The 17,838-nt window shown below is 64.9% G+C and carries 20 protein-coding genes and 2 pseudogenes; 13 read left to right on the forward strand and 9 right to left on the reverse strand.

The annotated features are described in order from the left end of the window. Positions 1–30: 30 nt before the first annotated feature. Both ACLP9N_RS10685 and ACLP9N_RS10690 read left to right on the forward strand, forming a co-directional pair. Positions 31–1,143, forward strand: coding sequence for an SAM-dependent methyltransferase (locus tag ACLP9N_RS10685; RefSeq protein WP_442407381.1), 1,113 nt, complete (start codon positions 31–33; stop codon positions 1,141–1,143). Positions 1,144–1,226: 83 nt separating this feature from the next. Next, entirely contained in the window at positions 1,227–1,625 is a 399-nt protein-coding gene (locus ACLP9N_RS10690) for a hypothetical protein (RefSeq protein ID WP_442407382.1), read from the forward strand. A 50-nt stretch (positions 1,626–1,675) separates the two neighbouring features. Here ACLP9N_RS10690 and ACLP9N_RS10695 read toward each other — a convergent pair. Both ACLP9N_RS10695 and ACLP9N_RS10700 read right to left on the reverse strand, forming a co-directional pair. Then, positions 1,676–2,929: pseudogene (locus ACLP9N_RS10695) on the reverse strand (Hsp70 family protein); the annotation flags it as partial. A 133-nt stretch (positions 2,930–3,062) separates the two neighbouring features. Further along, positions 3,063–4,154 (reverse strand): NAD(P)H-dependent amine dehydrogenase family protein, encoded by a 1,092-nt coding sequence (locus ACLP9N_RS10700; RefSeq protein ID WP_442407383.1) that lies wholly within the window; start codon positions 4,152–4,154, stop codon positions 3,063–3,065. A gap of 87 nt (positions 4,155–4,241) precedes the next feature. Here ACLP9N_RS10700 and ACLP9N_RS10705 point away from each other — a divergent pair, with 87 nt between their 5' ends. Genes ACLP9N_RS10705 through ACLP9N_RS10720 form a run of 4 tightly spaced genes read left to right on the forward strand, consistent with a single transcriptional unit; the run spans position 4,242 to position 8,541 of the window. Continuing rightward, positions 4,242–5,405 carry an MFS transporter gene (locus ACLP9N_RS10705; protein ID WP_442407384.1) on the forward strand — a complete coding sequence of 388 codons (1,164 nt, stop codon included), beginning with the start codon at positions 4,242–4,244 and terminating at the stop codon, positions 5,403–5,405. A 41-nt stretch (positions 5,406–5,446) separates the two neighbouring features. Then, entirely contained in the window at positions 5,447–5,797 is a 351-nt protein-coding gene (locus ACLP9N_RS10710; protein ID WP_442407385.1) for an MmpS family transport accessory protein, read from the forward strand. A gap of 27 nt (positions 5,798–5,824) precedes the next feature. Continuing rightward, positions 5,825–7,126: a cytochrome P450 gene (locus ACLP9N_RS10715; protein ID WP_442407399.1), complete on the forward strand. Its 1,302-nt coding sequence runs from the start codon at positions 5,825–5,827 to the stop codon at positions 7,124–7,126. A 50-nt stretch (positions 7,127–7,176) separates the two neighbouring features. After that, positions 7,177–8,541, forward strand: coding sequence for a flavin monoamine oxidase family protein (locus ACLP9N_RS10720; RefSeq protein ID WP_442407386.1), 1,365 nt, complete (start codon positions 7,177–7,179; stop codon positions 8,539–8,541). Positions 8,542–8,608: 67 nt separating this feature from the next. Here the strand turns inward: ACLP9N_RS10720 and ACLP9N_RS10725 are convergent, their stop codons facing one another. Both ACLP9N_RS10725 and ACLP9N_RS10730 read right to left on the reverse strand, forming a co-directional pair. Further along, the gene (locus ACLP9N_RS10725; protein WP_442407387.1) at positions 8,609–9,460 is read right to left on the reverse strand and encodes an alpha/beta fold hydrolase; all 852 of its coding nucleotides are present in this window, start codon (positions 9,458–9,460) and stop codon (positions 8,609–8,611) included. 28 nt (positions 9,461–9,488) lie between these two features. Further along, complete coding sequence (locus tag ACLP9N_RS10730; RefSeq protein WP_442407388.1) at positions 9,489–10,133, reverse strand: class I SAM-dependent methyltransferase; 645 nt, start codon at positions 10,131–10,133, stop codon at positions 9,489–9,491. A 127-nt stretch (positions 10,134–10,260) separates the two neighbouring features. Here ACLP9N_RS10730 and ACLP9N_RS10735 point away from each other — a divergent pair, with 127 nt between their 5' ends. Beyond that, entirely contained in the window at positions 10,261–10,788 is a 528-nt protein-coding gene (locus tag ACLP9N_RS10735) for a hypothetical protein (protein WP_442407389.1), read from the forward strand. Between the two features lies 1 nt (position 10,789). Here ACLP9N_RS10735 and ACLP9N_RS10740 read toward each other — a convergent pair whose 3' ends face one another. After that, positions 10,790–11,491, reverse strand: a complete 702-nt coding sequence (locus ACLP9N_RS10740; RefSeq protein WP_442407400.1) for a haloacid dehalogenase type II — start codon at positions 11,489–11,491, stop codon at positions 10,790–10,792. A gap of 173 nt (positions 11,492–11,664) precedes the next feature. On the opposite strand from ACLP9N_RS10740, the gene ACLP9N_RS10745 reads away from it, so the two are divergent. Beyond that, positions 11,665–12,000 (forward strand): YidH family protein, encoded by a 336-nt coding sequence (locus tag ACLP9N_RS10745; RefSeq protein ID WP_442407401.1) that lies wholly within the window; start codon positions 11,665–11,667, stop codon positions 11,998–12,000. Further along, positions 11,997–12,332, forward strand: a complete 336-nt coding sequence (locus ACLP9N_RS10750; RefSeq protein WP_442407390.1) for a DUF202 domain-containing protein — start codon at positions 11,997–11,999, stop codon at positions 12,330–12,332. The genes ACLP9N_RS10745 and ACLP9N_RS10750 overlap by 4 nt, the downstream gene beginning before the upstream one ends. 120 nt (positions 12,333–12,452) lie before the next feature. On the opposite strand, the pseudogene ACLP9N_RS10755 reads toward ACLP9N_RS10750, so the two are convergent. From ACLP9N_RS10755 to ACLP9N_RS10765, 3 genes and pseudogenes are all read right to left on the reverse strand, one after another. Beyond that, positions 12,453–13,827 (reverse strand): annotated as a pseudogene (locus ACLP9N_RS10755) (serine/threonine-protein kinase). 156 nt (positions 13,828–13,983) lie between these two features. Beyond that, positions 13,984–14,679, reverse strand: coding sequence for an Rv3717 family N-acetylmuramoyl-L-alanine amidase (locus ACLP9N_RS10760; RefSeq protein WP_442407402.1), 696 nt, complete (start codon positions 14,677–14,679; stop codon positions 13,984–13,986). 85 nt (positions 14,680–14,764) lie between these two features. Beyond that, positions 14,765–15,079 carry a hypothetical protein gene (locus tag ACLP9N_RS10765; protein WP_442407391.1) on the reverse strand — a complete coding sequence of 105 codons (315 nt, stop codon included), beginning with the start codon at positions 15,077–15,079 and terminating at the stop codon, positions 14,765–14,767. A gap of 69 nt (positions 15,080–15,148) precedes the next feature. On the opposite strand from ACLP9N_RS10765, the gene ACLP9N_RS10770 reads away from it, so the two are divergent. Beyond that, positions 15,149–15,562, forward strand: a complete 414-nt coding sequence (locus ACLP9N_RS10770; protein ID WP_442407392.1) for a DUF6636 domain-containing protein — start codon at positions 15,149–15,151, stop codon at positions 15,560–15,562. A gap of 12 nt (positions 15,563–15,574) precedes the next feature. Here ACLP9N_RS10770 and ACLP9N_RS10775 read toward each other — a convergent pair whose 3' ends face one another. After that, positions 15,575–16,147 carry a TetR/AcrR family transcriptional regulator gene (locus ACLP9N_RS10775; RefSeq protein ID WP_442407393.1) on the reverse strand — a complete coding sequence of 191 codons (573 nt, stop codon included), beginning with the start codon at positions 16,145–16,147 and terminating at the stop codon, positions 15,575–15,577. A 105-nt stretch (positions 16,148–16,252) separates the two neighbouring features. Between ACLP9N_RS10775 and ACLP9N_RS10780 the strand changes: the two genes are divergently transcribed. The 3 genes from ACLP9N_RS10780 to ACLP9N_RS10790 all read left to right on the forward strand — a co-directional run bounded on the left by ACLP9N_RS10780 (position 16,253) and on the right by ACLP9N_RS10790 (position 17,791). Next, entirely contained in the window at positions 16,253–16,669 is a 417-nt protein-coding gene (locus ACLP9N_RS10780; protein ID WP_442407394.1) for an ester cyclase, read from the forward strand. Next, positions 16,666–17,136, forward strand: coding sequence for a DUF1772 domain-containing protein (locus ACLP9N_RS10785; RefSeq protein ID WP_442407395.1), 471 nt, complete (start codon positions 16,666–16,668; stop codon positions 17,134–17,136). Before ACLP9N_RS10780 ends, ACLP9N_RS10785 begins: the two co-directional genes overlap by 4 nt. A 331-nt stretch (positions 17,137–17,467) precedes the next feature. Beyond that, positions 17,468–17,791, forward strand: coding sequence for a DUF732 domain-containing protein (locus ACLP9N_RS10790; RefSeq protein WP_442407396.1), 324 nt, complete (start codon positions 17,468–17,470; stop codon positions 17,789–17,791). The last annotated feature ends 47 nt before the right edge of the window (positions 17,792–17,838 follow it).

The following is a 17,838-nucleotide window of genomic DNA, read 5'->3' on the forward strand; positions in this document are numbered from 1 at the left end:
TTCAGTCACCGCAGCGATTATCGTTGCCCCATGCGGCCTGAGCATCGACTGCCCGAATCGAGCATCGTAGTCCGCCCGGAGCCGATGGAAAGCTCGACCTATACCGCGTCGTCGCGACTGCAGGCCGCCGGATTGCTACCGGCCGTCGCGTTGTTCGAACGCGCCGCCGCGGCGGTCCCGCTACCCACACCGCCGCAGCCGATCGTCATCGCCGACTACGGCGCAGCGGCCGGACACAATTCGCTCAAACCGATGGCAGCGGCGATCGAGGTGCTTCGGCGGCGCACCCGTCACGACCACGCAATCCTGGTGGCGCACACCGATGTACCGGACAACGACTTCACCGCGTTGTTCCGGACCCTGGCCGACGACCACGACAGCTACCTGAACCACGACACGGCGAGTTTTTCTTCGGCCATCGGCCGCTCGTTTTACGGCCAGATCTTGCCGTCCAACACCGTCAACCTCGGCTGGTCGTCCTGGGCGGTCCAATGGCTGAGCCGGGTCCCGGCGGGAGCGCCCGAATTCTCCGACCACGTGCAGGCCGCGTACAGCAAGAACGCGGAGGCCCGTGCCGCCTACGCTCGTCAGGCCGCTGCGGACTGGAACGACTTCGTGGCGTTCCGCGGGAGGGAGCTGTGTCCCGACGGGCGGCTGGTGGTACTGACGATGGCGGTCGACGAAAACGGCGAATTCGGTTACCGAGCCTTGAACGACGCGCTGTATGCGGCGCTTAACGATCTTGTCGGCGATGGCCTGCTGCATCGAGATGAGTTGCGGCGCATGGCGCTTCCCACCTTCGCCCGCGACGAGAAGGACTTCCGCGCGCCCTTCTCCCCCAAAGGACGCTTCGAGGGTTTGATGATCGAGCACCTCGACATCTTCAACGCCGACGACCGGTTCTGGGCCCGCTTCCAATCGGACGGCGACGCAGAGGCTTTCGGCGCGCGGTGGGCAGGATTCGCGCGGGCAGCGCTCTTCCCCACCCTGGCTGCCGCGCTGAACGGCGGGGTCGGTGACCCGCGGGCGGCCGAATTCATCCAGCAGCTCGAGGCCGCCGTCGCGCAGCGACTGTCGAGTGCGCCCGAGGCAATGCGGATTCCACTCGCCTCGCTTGTACTGGTCAAGCGCGCATCGCGGTGACAAGAGTTTCGGTACGGCGCTCCAGTGGGTAACCCCACAGTTCGGGGTCGGCTCACATCGCAACTCCACAGGGGGACCAGAGCATGGGCGAGCAAGAAAGCGAACGGACCGACGAACCAGCCGACCAAGAAAACGGCGGCAATTCTGAGCAGACTCCGCAGGAAAAGCCGGAACCTGACGAAAAAGACAAAGAAAAGGCCGCCGAAATGATGAAGGCCTACGTCGACAGGCCGACGTTGGTGCCGCCCGGTTCTGGCGGAGCGATTTCGGGCACCGCAGTCAACGACTGGCTCGACGACGACGGCAACCCCAAATACGCCAACGACGAGGACGCCCCAGCCGCCAAGGCCAAAGCAAACGACGACGAGACAGACGACCACGACATCGAAGAACAAACGGCTAAGGACAAGGATTTCAACGAAGCCGTGATCAAGGCGGCCAAAGACGAGGCTTCCGAAGACGATAAGGCCGCGAGCAAATAGCTGCTAACCGAGCTAGGGAGTTGTCCGGACGGAACTTGGCGCGCATTAACCGGCGGCGCCGGGGTGGGGTTGTTGTCCGAGCTCAGACCTATCGCCACCACCATGCCCGCCGGCAGCAGGGCCATCGCGGTGCCGATCATCACCACCGCCGGCAACCAATACCAGGGAGTGACCCTGGGTTCTGCCCCCGAACGCGAAGCCCCGGCCCCGGCCAGCGCTCTCTCCTGTACCGCCGGTTGTGGCACCTGTATCGCCTGGACCGCGCGCCGCGCGCAACGCACCGCCGATCGCTGCCGTCAGCTGGGGACGCGGCGTCGTGACGACCGGGACCCGGAGGCGTCCCGACAACATGGTGGTGACCACCGGGAGGTTCGCCCCGCCACCGACCGAAACCACCGCCGCCAGATCAGACCCGCGAATTCCGTTGGTCCCCAATGTCTTTTCGAAGAAGGCCGTGAAGTTGGTGAGCGAATCGCCAATTGCGTCGTCGAGCTCGGTCCTGGTGACCCGGATATCGCCGTTGGACCCCTGGACTTCGTCGAGCAGCGTGGTCACCGTGCCCGACGAGAGCTGCTCCTTCGCGATTCGGCATCCCGCCCGGAGCCGGGCCAGCGAGCCGATCGCCGAGGTGCCGGAGTGGCCGAAAGAACCCATGCTCGGCAGATTGGCCATGACGGCCGTCAACAGCGCCTGATCGAGCAGGTCGCCGGAGAACTCGGGATGCCGCACGGTGGGGCCCAACGGCTGATACTCGCCGACGGCGTCGACCAACGTGATGCTGGTCCCGCTGCCCCCGAAATCGCACACCGCGATGATCCCTGACCCGGTATGCCCGGGTTGGCGCGCACGGCGAACAGCGCCGCCGCGGCATCCGGGATCAGCGTCAGCGGCCGCGCACGGTTCGACCATTCCGACACCCGGCTTAAGGCGGAGCCCAGCTCATCTACCGCCTTGCGCCCCCAGTGCGCGGGATACGTGATCGCCACACTCTCGGGCAGGGGGCGCCCGCCGGTGGTGGTGTAGGCCAGCGCACGCAACGCGTCGGCGGCCAACGCCTCGCTGCGATGCACCGAGCCGTCGGCGGCCTCGATTGCGACCGGATGCCCCACCCGGTCGACGAAGTCGGTGATCACCAGACCGGCCTGGTCCAGCTTGGGGTTTTCCGACGGCACGCCGACCTCGGGCGGACGCTGGCGAAACAGTGTCAGCATGGGCTTGCGGGTGATGGCGTGATCGGCGTTTACGGCAGCCAGATTCGTGGAGCCAATCGACAAGCCCAGCGCGGGCCCAGCTCCTTCAGCCATGTGTCCAATCGCGGTACCCCGTGCACACCCCGCCACCCCAGATACCTCGGAATTGCGCCGGTGAAACCTATAGCTTTTCTTTGTATCAGCCGTGCGTCTGAGCGCTATCCCGAGACGGCCGCAAATGCGCTGGTCAGCGGATCGTGCCCACCCCGGCGATCAGCGGTAGATCGAGAGGGGTCACCCAGCCCGGCGGTAAATCGTTGACCGCCGGCACCGCGTTGAGCGCCCGCATCCCTGTCGACAGGCATCCGGCCGTGGCCGGGTCGCGGCCCGAACCGTCGGTGAACCGGAACGCCGTTTCCTGGAAGATGCTCGGCGTCCCTTCGATGTCGACTCGGTACACGTCGTCGTCGTGGCCCGACGGCCAGTCGGGGGCGGCGTCGTGGCCGATGCGGTTGACGTGTTCGAGTTGGATGCGCGTCTCACCCTGGTAGATCCCGTTGATAGTGAACCGGACGGCGGCGACATGCCCGGGCTTGATGACACCCTTCACGGTGTTGCGCTCGGTGGGTGTCACCCACTTATCCCAGGTGGTGGTGATCTCGTCGAGCATGATGCCGGCGGCATGCGCGATCATCGGGACGGTGGCGCCCCACGCGAAGATCAACACGTCGCGGTTTTCCAGGATCGGGCTGTATTCCGGCTCCCGGCCGATGCCCATCTCGTCTTCGTACTCACCTTCGTAGTTGGTGTAGTCCAGCAATTCCGACGCGCGCACCCGCCGCACCTCGGAGCACAGGCCCATCAGCGTCATCGGAAACAGGTCGTTGGCGAAGCCCGGGTCGATGCCGGTGGTGAAGCAGGACGACTCGCCCAGCTCGCATGCCTCGGTGATGGGCTGGATCCACTGTGGCGGGTTGAGGTGCATGGTCGGCCAGACCCACGGTGTCATCGCCGTGGAGCACACGTCGATGCCGGCTCGCAGGAAACGCGTGATCAGCGAGATGTTGTCCTTGGCGTGCATGGCTGTCGGGCCGTAATGCACCAGCGCGTCGGGCTCGAGCGCGATCAGGGCCTCGACGTCGTCGGTGGCGGTGATGCCCACCGGCTCGCCCAGCCCGCAGATGTCGCCGACATCGCGGCCGACCTTGTCCGGGTTGCTGACGCCCACGCCCACCAACTCAAAGGCCGGATGTTTGACGATCTCGGCGATCACCATCCTGCCCACGAAGCCTGTGCCCCACACCACCACACGCTTTGTGCCGCGTTCCGACCTGCCCATCTCCGAATCGCCTTCCGATCCTCAGCCCCCGCTTCACCTAAGCATGCAGCGGTGGCGGCATCTAGCATCTGACGCGTGCGAACGGCAATGTCTCACGCTTGGCTCACCCGAAACGTGTGGGTGCTGTCGCTGGTGTCGCTGCTGCAAGATGCCGCAAGCGAGTTGCTGTACCCGCTGCTGCCGATTTACTTGACGACCGTTCTGGGCGCGCCGCCGTCGGTCGTCGGGGCGGTAGAAGGCGCCGCGGAGGGCGCGGCATCGTTCACCAAGCTCGCGTCAGGCCCACTGGGCGACCGGTTCACCCGCCGCCCTCTCATCGCGACCGGCTACGGGATGGCGGCGTTGGGCAAGCTCATTGTTGCCGCCGCCGGCGCGTGGCCCGGCGTGCTGGTCGGACGGGTTGTCGACCGATTGGGAAAGGGGCTCCGAGGTGCGCCGCGCGACGCATTGCTGGTCGACGGCGTAAAGCGGGCCGAGCGTGGTCGGGTGTTCGGGTTTCACCGCACGATGGACACGTTAGGCGCAGTCATCGGGCCCCTGCTCGGACTCGCCGGATACGAATTGTTCCATCACCAGATCCGTCCGGTGCTGTATCTGGCGGTGATCCCCGCTGTGCTCAGCGTGCTGCTGGTCGTCTGGGTCCGGGAACGACCGCGGGAGGTGCCGCACGCGGCCCGGTCGTCGATGCTCGCCGGGACCCGGCGGCTGCCTCGCCGATACTGGGGCACCGTTTCATTCCTGGTCGTGTTCAGCGTCGCCAACTTCCCCGACGCGCTGCTTTTGTTGCGGCTCAAGCAGATCGGCTTCTCGGTCGTCGGCGTCATCCTGGCCTACATCGGCTACAACGCGGTGTATGCGCTGGCGAGCTTCCCAGCCGGAGTGCTTGCGGACCGTTTCGGTCGGCCCGTGGTTTACGGGGTCGGGCTGGTGTTTTTCGCCGTCGGCTATCTCGGTCTGGGTATCACCACGAACACGGCGACTGCATGGGGGCTGATCGTCGTGTACGGGCTGTTCACCGCGTGCTACGACGGCGTCGGGAAGGCCTGGATCTCAACGCTTGTCGGGGAAGAACTACAGTCCAGCGCCCAGGGAGTCTTCCAGGGTCTGAGCGGGTTCGCGATGCTGGCCGCAGGGCTCTGGGCCGGCTTCCTATGGGGCCTCGACGGGCGGCTTCCCTTGCTGATCTCGGGCGTGGTGGGGGCGGTGTGCGCTGTCGTTCTGCTCGGCGCCGCGGCCAGTACTCGACGCTGACCGCTTCCGTCCCGGCCTATGTGGTGACACGATGAGAAACCATGACCAGTCGATTGGCTCTCAGCGGTTGCTCGATCCTGTTCGCTGTCGGGATCGGATTCGCGACCATGTGCGGTGTGGCTAACGCGGTGGGCGACTTCCCTCAGGTGCGCTACGAAGTGAGCGGTTCCGGCGTGGCTGAAACCATCACCTACCAATTGGATACCGGCCAGATACACATCGTGAATGTGCCCCTGCCGTGGTCGACGCAGTTCACCTCGTTCGGAGGGCAGGTGTTCGTCCTCAGCGCAGAGGGGCAAGGCCAGATCTCGTGCAACATCGTGGTCGACGGCAACTCGGTGTTCAAGGCGACGGCCTCGGGGACCCCGGGGCGGGCCGTCTGTTCGCACTGAGTCGGGATTAGGAGGATCGACGTGGGCGTGGACACCGGCGTCAACAAGGGTCTGGCGACGCGCGTTAACGGGACACCACCGCCCGAGGTTCCGCTTGCCGATGTCCATCTCGACTCGCTGGAGTTCTGGGGGCTCGACGATGACATTCGCGACGGCGCTTTCGCCACCCTGCGCCGCGAGGCCCCGATTTCGTTCTGGCCCGCGATCGAGATGGAAGGGTTCGAGTCGGGCAACGGGTATTGGTCGTTGACCAAGCTCGACGACGTCCACTTCGCCAGCCGCCATCCGGACATTTTCAGCTCCGCGCCCGGCATCACGATCAATGACCAAACGCCGGAATTGGCCGAGTACTTCGGTTCGATGATCGTGCTCGACGACCCGCGGCACCAGCGGCTGCGCTCGATCGTCAGCCGAGCGTTCACCCCGAAAGTGGTGGCCCGCATCGAGGCGTCGGTGCGGGAGCGGGCGCACCGGTTGGTCACCTCGCTGATCTCGAATCATCCCGACGGACAAGCCGATCTGGTCAGCGAGCTCGCCGGCCCGCTGCCGTTGCAGGTGATCTGCGACATGATGGGGATTCCCGAGGAGGACCATCAGCGGGTCTTCCACTGGACCAACGTGATCCTCGGGTTCGGCGACCCCGACTTGACGATGGATTTCGAAGAGTTCCTTCAGGTTTCGATGGACATCGGCGCCTACGCCGGCGCGCTGGCCGAGGATCGCCGGTCCAATCCCCACGACGACCTGACCACAAGCCTGGTGGAGGCAGAAGTCGACGGCGACCGGCTGACATCACAGGAAATCGCGTCCTTCTTCATCCTGCTGGTGGTGGCCGGCAACGAGACCACGCGCAATGCGATCAGCCACGGCGTGCTGGCCCTGTCCCGCTACCCCGAGCAGCGGGACAGGTGGTGGTCGGACTTCGACGGCCTGGCTCCCACCGCGGTCGAGGAGATCGTGCGCTGGGCCTCGCCGGTGGTGTACATGCGCCGCACCCTGACTCAAGACTTTGAGCTGAGCGGCGTCAAGCTGGCGGCGGGCGACAAGACCGCGCTGTGGTACAACTCGGCCAACCGCGACGAGTCAAAGTTCGCCAATCCGTGGGCTTTCGATGTCGCGCGCAATCCCAATCCGCACCTCGGCTTCGGTGGCGGCGGTGCCCATTTCTGCTTGGGCGCGAACTTGGCTCGCCGTGAGATCCGGGTTGCGTTCGATGAATTACGCCGCGAAATTCCCGACATCGTCGCGACGGCGGAACCCGCGCGATTGCTGTCGCAATTCATCCACGGCATCAAGAGCCTGCCGGTCGCCTGGACTTCTCCGGCCTGACATCAGCGCGCCGTTGACTGCGCTGCTGTTTGCGGGTACGCGTTATCAGCATGACTGACGTCGATGTGTGCGTGGTAGGTGCCGGTTTCGCGGGTCTGACGGCGGCGCTTCGCATCAAGCAGGCCGGCCATTCCGTGACGTTGCTCGAGGCCCGGGACCGGGTTGGCGGCCGCACCTTCACCGAAATGCGCGACGACGGATCGTGGATCGACCGCGGTGGCGCGTGGGTCGGGCCGACCCAGGACCGAATCCATGCGCTGATGGACGAATTCGGCGTCACGACCTTTAAGCAGTACCACGACGGCGAAGCCATGATGGTTGTCGACGGCAAGCAGTACCGCTACTCGGGAACCATCCCGTGGACCATGAGCCCGTGGGCGTCGCTGAACCTCGGCGCGGGCTTTTACGAACTGAGCCAGTTGTGCAAATCGATTCCGCTCGGGGCCCCGTGGGAGGCCAAGAAAGCAGCAAAGTGGGATCGCATGACCTTGGCCGAATGGCTGGACAAGAACGTCAAGTCCAAGGCGGCTCATGAATTACTCGATACCGCGGTCTCCGGCTGCTACACATCGGCCGCCTCCGAGGTGTCGATGTTGTTCGTGCTCTATCAGATGGCGTCCGGGGGCGGACCCGGATTCGTGTTGGGCGGCAAGGACGCATCCCAAGACGCCCGGGTCGTCGGCGGTATGGGCGCGATCTATGGACCTATCGCCGCCGAGCTGGGAGACGTGCTGCGGCTGTCCCAACCCGTCCGGTCCATCACGCAGGACGCCGAGGGGGTGACCGTGCGCTCCGACCGTGACAGCGTGCGGGCACGGCGCGTGATTGTCGCGGTACCGCTGGCGATCGCCAGCCAAATCATTTACGAGCCAATGCTTCCCACCGATCGGTCGTTTCTGCACCAGCGGATGCCCAGCGGCGCGATCGTCAAGATCTCGATCGTCTACGACGACCCGTTCTGGCGAGCCGACGGTTTGTGCGGCCAGTCCGCGGCACCGGGGACGGTGGCTCCGGTCACCATCGACGCCTGCACCGACACCGGTAGGCCGGGGATTTTGTGCGTCGTCACCGAGGGGCCCGCCGCACGCCAGTACGCACGCCTCGACGAGGCTGAGCGCCGTCGGGCGGTTCTCGACGCACTTGCCCAGCGGTTCGGCGCCAAGGCGGGCAAGCCCGTCGATTACCACGAGCAGGACTGGAGCTCCGAGCGCTACTCCGGCGGTGGGATGTTGAGCCATGCCCCGACCGGTGTGCTGACCGAGTTCGGCCATGCGCTGCGCGAACCGTGCGGCCGCATCCACTGGGCCGGCACCGAAACCTCACCGAAAATGTGCGGCTGGATCGACGGCGCTATTCGCTCTGGCGAACGGGCCGCCAGCGAAGTCATGGCGACCGAGGCGCTGACCGTGGCCTGAAGCGGGGAGCTCGCCACAGGGGTCTCTGGCCGGAAGGGTGCCTCTTTTGTCCGCCTCGTAGCGGCAACTACAGGGATGCCCCGGACGGCAACCAGGAGCAGATGCGCTCGGCTATCAAGTCGGGCTGCTCGAGGTGCAGGAAATGCCCGACGCCCTCGATCAACTGGAACGATGACCCCGGTGCCGGCAGGTAATCGGCGGCATTGGCGACGATTTCCGCACCGAGGCCGCCGTCATTAGAGCCGTGCAGGTAAAGGGTCGGAATCGGCGGCGCCATTAGCGTGGCCGCCGTCTCCGCTTCTGTGTCGGGGTCGGCGAACGCCGGGTTGAACATGGCGCGGTACGGCCCGATCACCCCGGCTATGGTTTGGGCGGTGACGTAATCTCGCAGCCACGAAATATCTTGTCGGGCATCGTATCCCGGTGACCAATCCGCCCACAGCGATTCCCAGAAACCGGGCTCGAGCAAGGTGGCCTCAGCCAGCCCAGCCTGCTGGATGAACCAGATGTAGAAGGACCGTTTGATCTGCGCGTAGCTGAACATCGAGCCGGCCAAGGCAGGTGCCGGCGGCACGGCCAGCGTGACCAAGCGACTGAATGCACCGGGATCGCTTGCTACGACACCATATCCGGTGTAGGCCCCCCAGTCATGACCGATGAGCACCGCCCGGGCGTCGGCTCTCAAGGCACGACGCACCGCGCGGATCTGGCGAACATACGTGCCGGCGCTGATCGGTCCCGCCGCAGGCGCCTCGTAGCCGGGAAGCCAGGGCGCAGCCACGCGGTATCCCCGGTCGGCCAGGACCGGGCCGAGGTGACGCCAGGTGTGCGGGGTATCCGGAAAGCCGTGCACGGCAATGGCCAGCGGCCGGGTGGTGTCCGCGATATCCCCGTACGTCAGCGGCAGGTGGATGGCCATCGCGATCTCCTCTGCACCTCGGCGAATCTCACCAAGACGCGGTGGTCACATCGCAGACGAACAAGACGCGCGGGTAGACGGTAAACCATTCGGGTTCTTGAGGGACTCGTGCGATACACGACGTGCGATCGTGCAGCCACGCCAGCGCGGAACGGTAGGCGCGAATGCTCGCCGCCTTGAACGGATAGTCGTAGCGCCGCGCGAAGATCCGCACATGCAGATACAGGATCAGCTTGCCGACGCGTCCTTCGGGCATGTCCTCGAACAGGATGATGCTGCGGCGCGCCACTCGAAGACACTCGGTGAGCAGCGCCATCGGGTCATGGCTGTGGTGGAGCACCTCGCTGAGCACGACATGATCAAAAGATCTGTCCGGGAACGGAATCAACGTGCCATCGAACAATTGAAACGGTATCTGGGCTTGACGGAAGTCTCTGACGTCCACCCCGCACGCGCGCAACCCGTACATCTCCTGCATGTGCGCGGACAGATATCCGGTCCCACACCCGACGTCGAGAACGGTGTCGTCTCGGTTGAGATAGTCGCCCAGCGCTTCGGCTTGGACGCGCAGCCTCTCGGGAGGGCGGAGCACATACTGTGCTTCCGAGAAGCGTTGTCTTTCGGCGCGATATCGCGTCCGAATCTTCTCGGCTACCGGTAGCGCAGCAGTCATCAAGTGCACGCTAGCACCGGATCCGCGTTGAGCCGGGGAACTCGGCGCCTCGACTTCGCGAATACGCTGCTCGGAGCTGTCCGGCTGCCTAGACTTCAGGTCATCGGATGGGATCGAGGAGGCCGCAATGCGGGTGCGATGCACTCCTGCGTTATGCGGCCTCGCCGCGGCCGCGTTACTAGCGGCCTGCGCGACGAACGGCATCCATGCCGGCACGACGGCACCGCCTGCACCCGCAGTGCCGACAAGAGCAGCGGCGACAGCGGTGACCGCCGTCCCCGCATCTCCCTCCATGGGCCCGCGCACCGAGAAGTGGATTGACCTCAAGGTCGGCGAATGCGTGACCGACCTTCCGCCGGCCGATCTGAGCAGGGTGACGGTCACTGTTGTCGATTGCGCGACCGCGCATTTGGCTGAGGTGTATTTGCGGGCTCCGATGGCGGTCGACTCCGCTATCGCCAACGTCGCCAACCAAGACTGCGCCGCCGGGTTCGCCTCGTACACAGGGAAATCCGTGGACGGCAGTCCGTACTCGGTGACTTATCTGATCGACTCGAACATGGACCGTACCGGGGCCACTGCGATGCCGAGCACCGTTATATGTTTGGTCCAGCGCGCGAACGCTCAGCCGCTAACCGGTTCTGTCCGTCGCTGACCTAGCAACCGAGTTGTTCTGCAAGGTCAAGGAAGTCAGACGCGTTGATGTCGAACTCGTCTGAGTAGGCCACGTCCACATCGCCGCCGACCCCGAATTCCAGCGGCCGAGCCACGAACGCTGTATGAAAGCCGAGGCGGGCCGCGGCTCGGATGTCGTACTTGTGGCTGGCCACCATCATGATCTCGGCGGCATCCAGACCGAGATAGGTCGCGGCCATGCGATAGATGGTCGGGTCGGGCTTGAACACGCCGGCCATCTCCGCGGCGAAGATAGCGTCCCAGGGCAAACCCGCTCGCTTGGAGATGTTGACCACCGCTGCGACATCGGCGTTCGACAGGCTGGCCAGCGTGAACGCGCTTTTCAGTCGAGTCAGGCCGGGCACCACGTCCGGCCACGGCGTCAAGCGCTGCCAGGCCAGCGTGAGCTCCTCGCGCTCAGTATCCGAAAATCCCGTGATGCCAAATTCGTCTAGCACGGCGTCCAGGGCGTCGCGGTACACCGAGTGCACCGAAACCCAGCCCTCCCGACGGCTCTGCACAGCATCCAGCACGGCGAAGTAGCTTGCGCGCCAACACCGCACCATCTCCGCCCAATCGACGCTCGGATAGCGACCGGCGCTGATCCGCTCCGCCTCGCCGCACACTGTCGAATGAAAATCCGTCGCTGTGCCTTGCACGTCGAACAGCAGCGCCTTCACCACATCTCCATCATGCCGACTCAACTGAGCTCGCTGAAACACGATGTGGCGCGCCCTGCCGTTGATTAAAATCTGCGGTGTCGTAAACCTTGTCCCTGCTACGCCCTGCGAGGTACGTCGTGGCCGATAGCACCACCACGCCCGCCGGAGAACAGGGAGCCGAGAGCCCGGCCGAGATTGAGCCGGACTACCGGTTCACCCTGGCCAACGAGCGGACTTTCCTGGCCTGGCAGCGCACGTCGCTGGGGCTGCTCGCCGCGGCCGTCGCCCTCGTGCAACTGGTACCGGAGCTGGCGGTCCCCGGTGCTCGCCGTGCGCTCGGCCTGCTGCTGGCGACCCTGGCAATCGTCACCAGCGGAATGGGTCTGCTGCGTTGGCATCAGACGGACCGCGCCATGCGGCGGGGCCAGCCACTGCCCAGTCACCCCACACCCGCCTACCTCGCGGTGGGTCTCATTCTGGTCGGGGTTATCGCGCTGGCGTTGGTCATCGCCAAGGTGGTCATGCGGTGAGCCATTCGACGGCGGCGGGCGGTCGCCCGGAGCCCGGGCTGCAGCCGGAACGGACATCGCTGGCCTGGACTCGGACGTCGTTCGCGTTACTGGCTAACGGCGCGTTGCTGACGATCAAGAACCTAGACCGCGCCCACGGGCTACCGGGGCTGATCCCGGCCCTCTTGGCTGCCACCGCGGCGTCGTGCACCTACATGATCGCTTTGCAGCGCCAACGAACGCTGGAGCGGCGCCCGATCCCCGCACGAATCACCCCCCGCCGCCAGGTGTACATCGTCGGGATAGCCGTGCTGCTGCTCATCACCGTGACCGCGGTTGCCCAACTGCTCTAGCGGTCAGCGAGTTTGGCGCAATTCCGCCTTAGCCCGCCAGAGTGTTGACTCCAGACTCCGCTGGCGGTGACGGAAAGACAGTGGCCCCGGCACTGAACCCTTGCTGCGGTACTTGTCCGCCTACCACAGATACACGACGGCGTCTTTCCCGCCTGTGCACTTGATCCAGGGGTTCGAGCCGTCCCCGGCGCATTGCATAAGGAAGTTCGCCGTATTCCGCGGATCACAACTGGCGCCCGCGACAGTGTTGCAGGGAACAGCTCCTTGCGCTGATACGGATCGCTGTGCGGTGTTGGCGTTGCCGTAGGCGTTCCAATACGCGAGCAGCATGGAGTTCGCGAAAAAGCACGACGTCCCTGCTGATCCGCGCCCGGCGTGCGTCCCGTATCCGGTTCCGTTCGCGACCTGAAAACCCTGGTTGCAGATGGTGTGGCTGATGCTTTGATCCGGGCCGGTCACCAGCGGCGGCAGTCCGGCGATCGAGCTCATCGAGGTGGTCGGGGCCGCGGTCGGGGCGGGTCCGGGGGCAGGTGTATTCAGCTTGGCCAGCAGTCCGATCACGACGCCGATCGCACCCAGAACCAGAGCCGCCGACACCGCGATAACGGTCGGCAAGAGCCAACGCGCGCGGTCGCGCGGCCTTTCACCGCCCGATGGGAAAGGGTGCGGACCGGGTCGGGGCGGCCCCGGCGCGTACTGGTTCCAGACGTGTCCCGTCGGCTCGAGCGAGGTACTGCCAACGCCCTTCAGCGCGCGATTGGCCGCTCGCCCCAACGCGCCCGCGCTCCCATACCGATCGTCGGGTTCCTTGGCCATGCCACGGGCGATGACGTCGTCGAAGGAAGCCGGAACATTCGGATTCGTCACGCTCGGCTGGGGTGGCGGGTACGCCAGATGGGCCGCAACAACCGCCTCCGGGGTATCGACCTGAAATGGCATCTGGCCCGTAAGCGCCTCGTACAGAACACATGTCAGGGCGTAGATGTCTATCGCAGGGGTGATCTCCTGGCCGCCGAATCGTTCGGGCGCCATGTAGGCAAAGGAACCGACTTGAGCACCGGCCGCCGTGAGGCGAGTATCGCCAATCACTTCGGCGATGCCGAAATCGACCAGGTAAGCGAAATCGGCTGGCGTGACAATGATGTTCTGCGGCTTGACATCGCGATGAATCGGGCCCTCAGCGTGCGCCGCGTCCAGTGCCGCGGCGATCTGCGCGATGATGGCTTCCGCTCGCGACGGATCGAGCGGCGCCGTATCGATGATGCTCCTGCAGGTCCGTCCCCCGGACCAGTCGCATGTCGATGAACAGGAAGCCGTCGATCTCCCCGTAGCCGTGAATCGGGATGACATGCGGTTCTTGCAACTTCGCGGCGGCGTGTGACTCTCGCTCGAACCGGATCCGGTATTTCCGATCGTCGGCGAACTGACTCTTGATGATCTTCAGGGCGACGGTTCTACCGATTTCGTTGTCATACGCCTCGTAGACTTCGCCCATTCCGCCCTTGCCGAGAACGCCGGTGATCTTGTACTTGCCGAATGTCGTTCCGACACGCGAGGCGGTAGGCGAAGACGGCGGATAACGTCACGACCGCGGCCATGACCACCAGCGCCGCAGCAATCGCGGTCAGCCTCCGGCGAAGCTTCACCGTCACTAGCCGGTTGGGGCTTTGCCGTTCAGGTACGCCGTTATCCCGTTGGTGACGGCCGCGGCATACCTTGCCCGGCCGTCGGGGCTTTCCATCTGGGCGGCCTCGTCCGCGTTTTTCATGTTGCCGAGTTCGACCAGGACTGCCGGGTACAGAGCCAGGTTCAGTCCGGCGAGGTCGTCGCGGCCGTACAGTCCGTCGGACCCGATATAGGTGGACGGCTGAAAACCGGCCGCGACCAAGGCATCGCGCATCGTGTGCGCGAGTTGCAGAGCGGGGCCCGATTGGGCCTCATTCAAGGGCGGGCTGGAGTAGTTGACGTGGAATCCCCGGCCCGAGGGGGGTCCGCCGTCGGCGTGGATGCTGACTATCGCGTCTGGGTGCATCGCGTTGGCCAGCGCGGCGCGTTGATCGACGCAGGGTCCGGCGGAGTTGTCGTTATCGCGCGACAACTGCGTGCGAACGCCCAATTGGTTGAGCGCACTCTGGATCCGGCGGACGACATCCCACGTGAATGCGTGCTCCGGGTAGCCGTCGTCGGCGGCGGTACCCGACGTGTTGCACTGTTTCGTGCCGCCCCGACCGTTGGGGACCTGCTGGGTAATCGAGGAGTCGTTCACGGCGTTGTGGCCTGGATCGAGGAAAACGGCCATCCCGGCGATGCCTGCCGCCGCCCGTGGGGCGTCGAGCATGGCGCTCATGCCGAGCGCTGTCGGCGCGACACCGGCAAATTTCAGGACATCGCGCCGTGAAACGGGCAGTTCACCCACCGCGCGATGGTACCAATCAGCCGTGTCGCCCGTTCCGATACAGGTAGTGCATGAGTTTGGCGCCTTCGGTGCCGTAGATCCCGCGCTCGTCGCCCTGCATTACCCAGTTGTGCTGCTGATCGGCGCGGGCGGCTAGACCATCGCGGTAACGCGCTTCGGCGGCCCGGCGTTCGTCGTACCAGCGCACGACGGCTCGACCGATGAAGAAGACAACGACCAGTGCGACCGCCCCAAGGATCCACCAGATGAACTTGATGATGATCCCGATCAGCAGCAGCAACCCGAATAGCCCAGCGAACCCGCCGCCCGCGCTCGAATTGGAAGAACTCATGCCCGAAAGGTACGCGGGGCCTACGACAAAACCGTCGAGCGCGGGCACCGCCGGCGCTACCCTCAGCAAATGAGGATCGGGCTCGGCGTGCTGGCGGCGGTCGCGGCAGCTATCGCGCTGCCGCCAACGGCGCATGCGGATAGCGAACAGTTTCAATCTCCGTCCGGGAATATCGCATGCAACATCGGCACGGGCGGTGTCGCGTGCGATATCCGTGACTACACCTACCAACCACCGCCGCCCCCACCCTGGGGCCAACACTTCCCCTGGGGCAGTCGCTTCGTGCTGGAGCCGGGCATGGCGGCCACCATCGTGTGCCACTCCGACACGCTGGCCGTCCCGGGCGAGCCGACCCTCGACTACGGTCAAACCAAATCCGTCGGAACATTCTCTTGCGAAGGCGAGCCCTCGGGCGTGAAATGCACCGACAGCAGCACCGGGCACTATTTCCGTCTGTCGCGTGACTCTTACGACCTTGGCTGACAAGGCTTTTCGTCAAACGCGGAACTGGGCGACCAGCAGATCGACCCGTTCGCGCTCGTAATCCGGACGTAGCCGGCCACTGCGGCCAAGGGTGGCCAGTCCGTGCAGCGCGGCCCAGAACACCTCGGCAAGGGTGTCCGCGTCCGCCTCGTTCGCGACCGCCGACACCGCATCGCGCAGCCCGGTGAAGCCGGCTAACAGCTCAGGCGGGGTGTCTTCCACCGCGAAGCGCAGGGTGGTGCGCCCGGTGAACATGGCGTCGTAGACGGCGGGGTTGTCGCGGGCGAAGTCGAGATAGGCATGCGCCATTCGGGTCAGCGCATCGTCGGGCGTTTCCGCATCGGCGCGAGCCGCGTGAACCAGGCGAGCCAGCTCGCCGAAGCCCTCGACAGCGACGGCCGCGGCGATCTGATCCATGCCCGAAAAGTGTTTGTAGAGAATCGGTTGGCTGTACTCGATCTCGGTGGACAGCCGCCGTGTAGTCACGGCGTTCCAGCCCTCGGCCTCGGCGAGCTGACGGGCAGTGTCGACGATCAACCGACGCCGTGCGGCGCGCTCCCGGGCACGACGGTCTTCGGTGGCCACACCTGGAATGGTAGCACCGCTAGAATTACTAGCAAGGCTATTGACATGGCGGCCTTGGTGGGGTTAGCGTTGCTAACACCTACGGAACGCTTTGGGAGTGACCACATGAACGACACCGGACACCGCCTCGCCGCGGCCTACCTAAAGATGCTCAATGAGCGCGACCCGGACCTCGTGGATACCTTTGTGGCCCGCGACTACCGCAATCACAACGCGTTCGTCGACGACGGACGAGAGGCCAACCGGCGGTTTTGGGCCGCGTTCTTCGTGGCATTGCCGGATCTGACAGCCACCATGGAGGATCTCGTCGTCGCGGGCGACAGAGTGGTCGGGCGCTTCGTGTACCGCGGGACGCAGAGCGGCGAATTGATGGGGCTGCCGGCCACCGGGCGAAGGATCGAGATGCGCTCCATCGACATCTGGCGGGTCGCCGACGGCATGTTCGCCGAGCACTGGGACGAGCTCAACACGTTGGAGGTCTTTCAACAGATCGGCGCGCTGCCCCAGGCAGGCGCCCAGTGATCGAGCTCGCGCGGGTGGCCGCGCTGATCGCGGTGTTGAGCACCGCAGTGGTCTTCGGCACCGACGTGTTCTGCGCGATGGTGCAACGACCCGCTTTGGCCCGCGTCGACGACCGGGCGCTGGTCGCCGTGATGGGCTACGTGCATCGCTATGGCGACCGGCGCATGCCGATACCCGGCATCATCGGGATGGTCGCCACGGCGGCGAGCGCCGCATTCGCGGCTGCGGCCGGGAGCTGGACCACGGCCATCATGGCTACGGCGGCGCTCGCGCTCTTACTGGTTTGGATCATGCTGTATTTAAAGGTGAGCGCACCCATCAACAGGCAGCTCGCCGCCGCCGCACAAGCCGGCCAAACCCCCACGAATGCTCGTGTCCTACAAGCTAATTGGGACCGCATAATTAACGTGCGCGCGGCGTTGCAGGGCGTTGCAGTCTGCGCCCTGTGCGTCGCCCTGATGGTCTGAGCCGCATTTTCCCAACCGCGAAATCCGTTCTCTCCCAACGCCTGGGACGGCTATGCCACAGTTCACCTGGGCTCGCCCCGACAGGTTGTTTCGCGGCAGCGCTCGGTTTGGTAACTGGATGTAAGGATGATAAAGCTACAGTTGCCGCTGACTACAGTCGCTGCAGGTGACGATCGTGGCGTGTTCGACGCCGTAAGTTGGCCGGCCAATAACCATCCGTTCATCTTGAATGGTGAACCACTACAGATGACCGACCTAACCACAGCAGCACCACGAAAGACCGCAGATTGCTGAAGCTTTCGACGTAACGACACCGTAGGGGGAATCTGAAATGACTAAGCGCCTGTTCGTAGCTGTCGCTGTCGCCTTAATTGGCCCGCTGGGAGCAGTCTCGACCGCTCATGCCGACAGCAACGACAACAAGTTTCTGGCAGCCATGAAGTCGGAGGGCATCACCGACCACGTGTCTTCTCAACACGCGATTGAAGCCGGTCATAGCGTCTGCCAAAAACTCGACAGCGGCGAGACGCCTACTCAGGTGGCGAATGACGTGCTGAATAGCAGCTCCATGCCCGCCTACCAAGCCGGTTACTTCGTCGGCGCGAGTATCGATGCATATTGCGGGCAGTATGCGCCCAAGGTCAACGCCAGCTGATTTTCACGTCGCCGAGCAGACGTAAAAGCGCCCGACGCCTCCGCGTG

It is taken from the genome of Mycobacterium sp., from assembly GCF_052144515.1.
Taxonomy (GTDB): domain Bacteria; phylum Actinomycetota; class Actinomycetes; order Mycobacteriales; family Mycobacteriaceae; genus Mycobacterium.

Coding starts and splice junctions, on each gene's coding strand:
- ACLP9N_RS10685 (WP_442407381.1), top strand. CDS start 31: ATGCGGCCTGAGCATCGACTGCCCGAATCGAGCATCGTAGTCCGCCCG.
- ACLP9N_RS10690 (WP_442407382.1), top strand. CDS start 1,227: ATGGGCGAGCAAGAAAGCGAACGGACCGACGAACCAGCCGACCAAGAA.
- ACLP9N_RS10700 (WP_442407383.1), bottom strand. CDS start 4,154: ATGGGCAGGTCGGAACGCGGCACAAAGCGTGTGGTGGTGTGGGGCACA.
- ACLP9N_RS10705 (WP_442407384.1), top strand. CDS start 4,242: ATGTCTCACGCTTGGCTCACCCGAAACGTGTGGGTGCTGTCGCTGGTG.
- ACLP9N_RS10710 (WP_442407385.1), top strand. CDS start 5,447: ATGACCAGTCGATTGGCTCTCAGCGGTTGCTCGATCCTGTTCGCTGTC.
- ACLP9N_RS10720 (WP_442407386.1), top strand. CDS start 7,177: ATGACTGACGTCGATGTGTGCGTGGTAGGTGCCGGTTTCGCGGGTCTG.
- ACLP9N_RS10725 (WP_442407387.1), bottom strand. CDS start 9,460: ATGGCCATCCACCTGCCGCTGACGTACGGGGATATCGCGGACACCACC.
- ACLP9N_RS10730 (WP_442407388.1), bottom strand. CDS start 10,133: ATGACTGCTGCGCTACCGGTAGCCGAGAAGATTCGGACGCGATATCGC.
- ACLP9N_RS10735 (WP_442407389.1), top strand. CDS start 10,261: ATGCGGGTGCGATGCACTCCTGCGTTATGCGGCCTCGCCGCGGCCGCG.
- ACLP9N_RS10760 (WP_442407402.1), bottom strand. CDS start 14,679: ATGAGCGCCATGCTCGACGCCCCACGGGCGGCGGCAGGCATCGCCGGG.
- ACLP9N_RS10765 (WP_442407391.1), bottom strand. CDS start 15,079: ATGAGTTCTTCCAATTCGAGCGCGGGCGGCGGGTTCGCTGGGCTATTC.
- ACLP9N_RS10770 (WP_442407392.1), top strand. CDS start 15,149: ATGAGGATCGGGCTCGGCGTGCTGGCGGCGGTCGCGGCAGCTATCGCG.
- ACLP9N_RS10780 (WP_442407394.1), top strand. CDS start 16,253: ATGAACGACACCGGACACCGCCTCGCCGCGGCCTACCTAAAGATGCTC.
- ACLP9N_RS10790 (WP_442407396.1), top strand. CDS start 17,468: ATGACTAAGCGCCTGTTCGTAGCTGTCGCTGTCGCCTTAATTGGCCCG.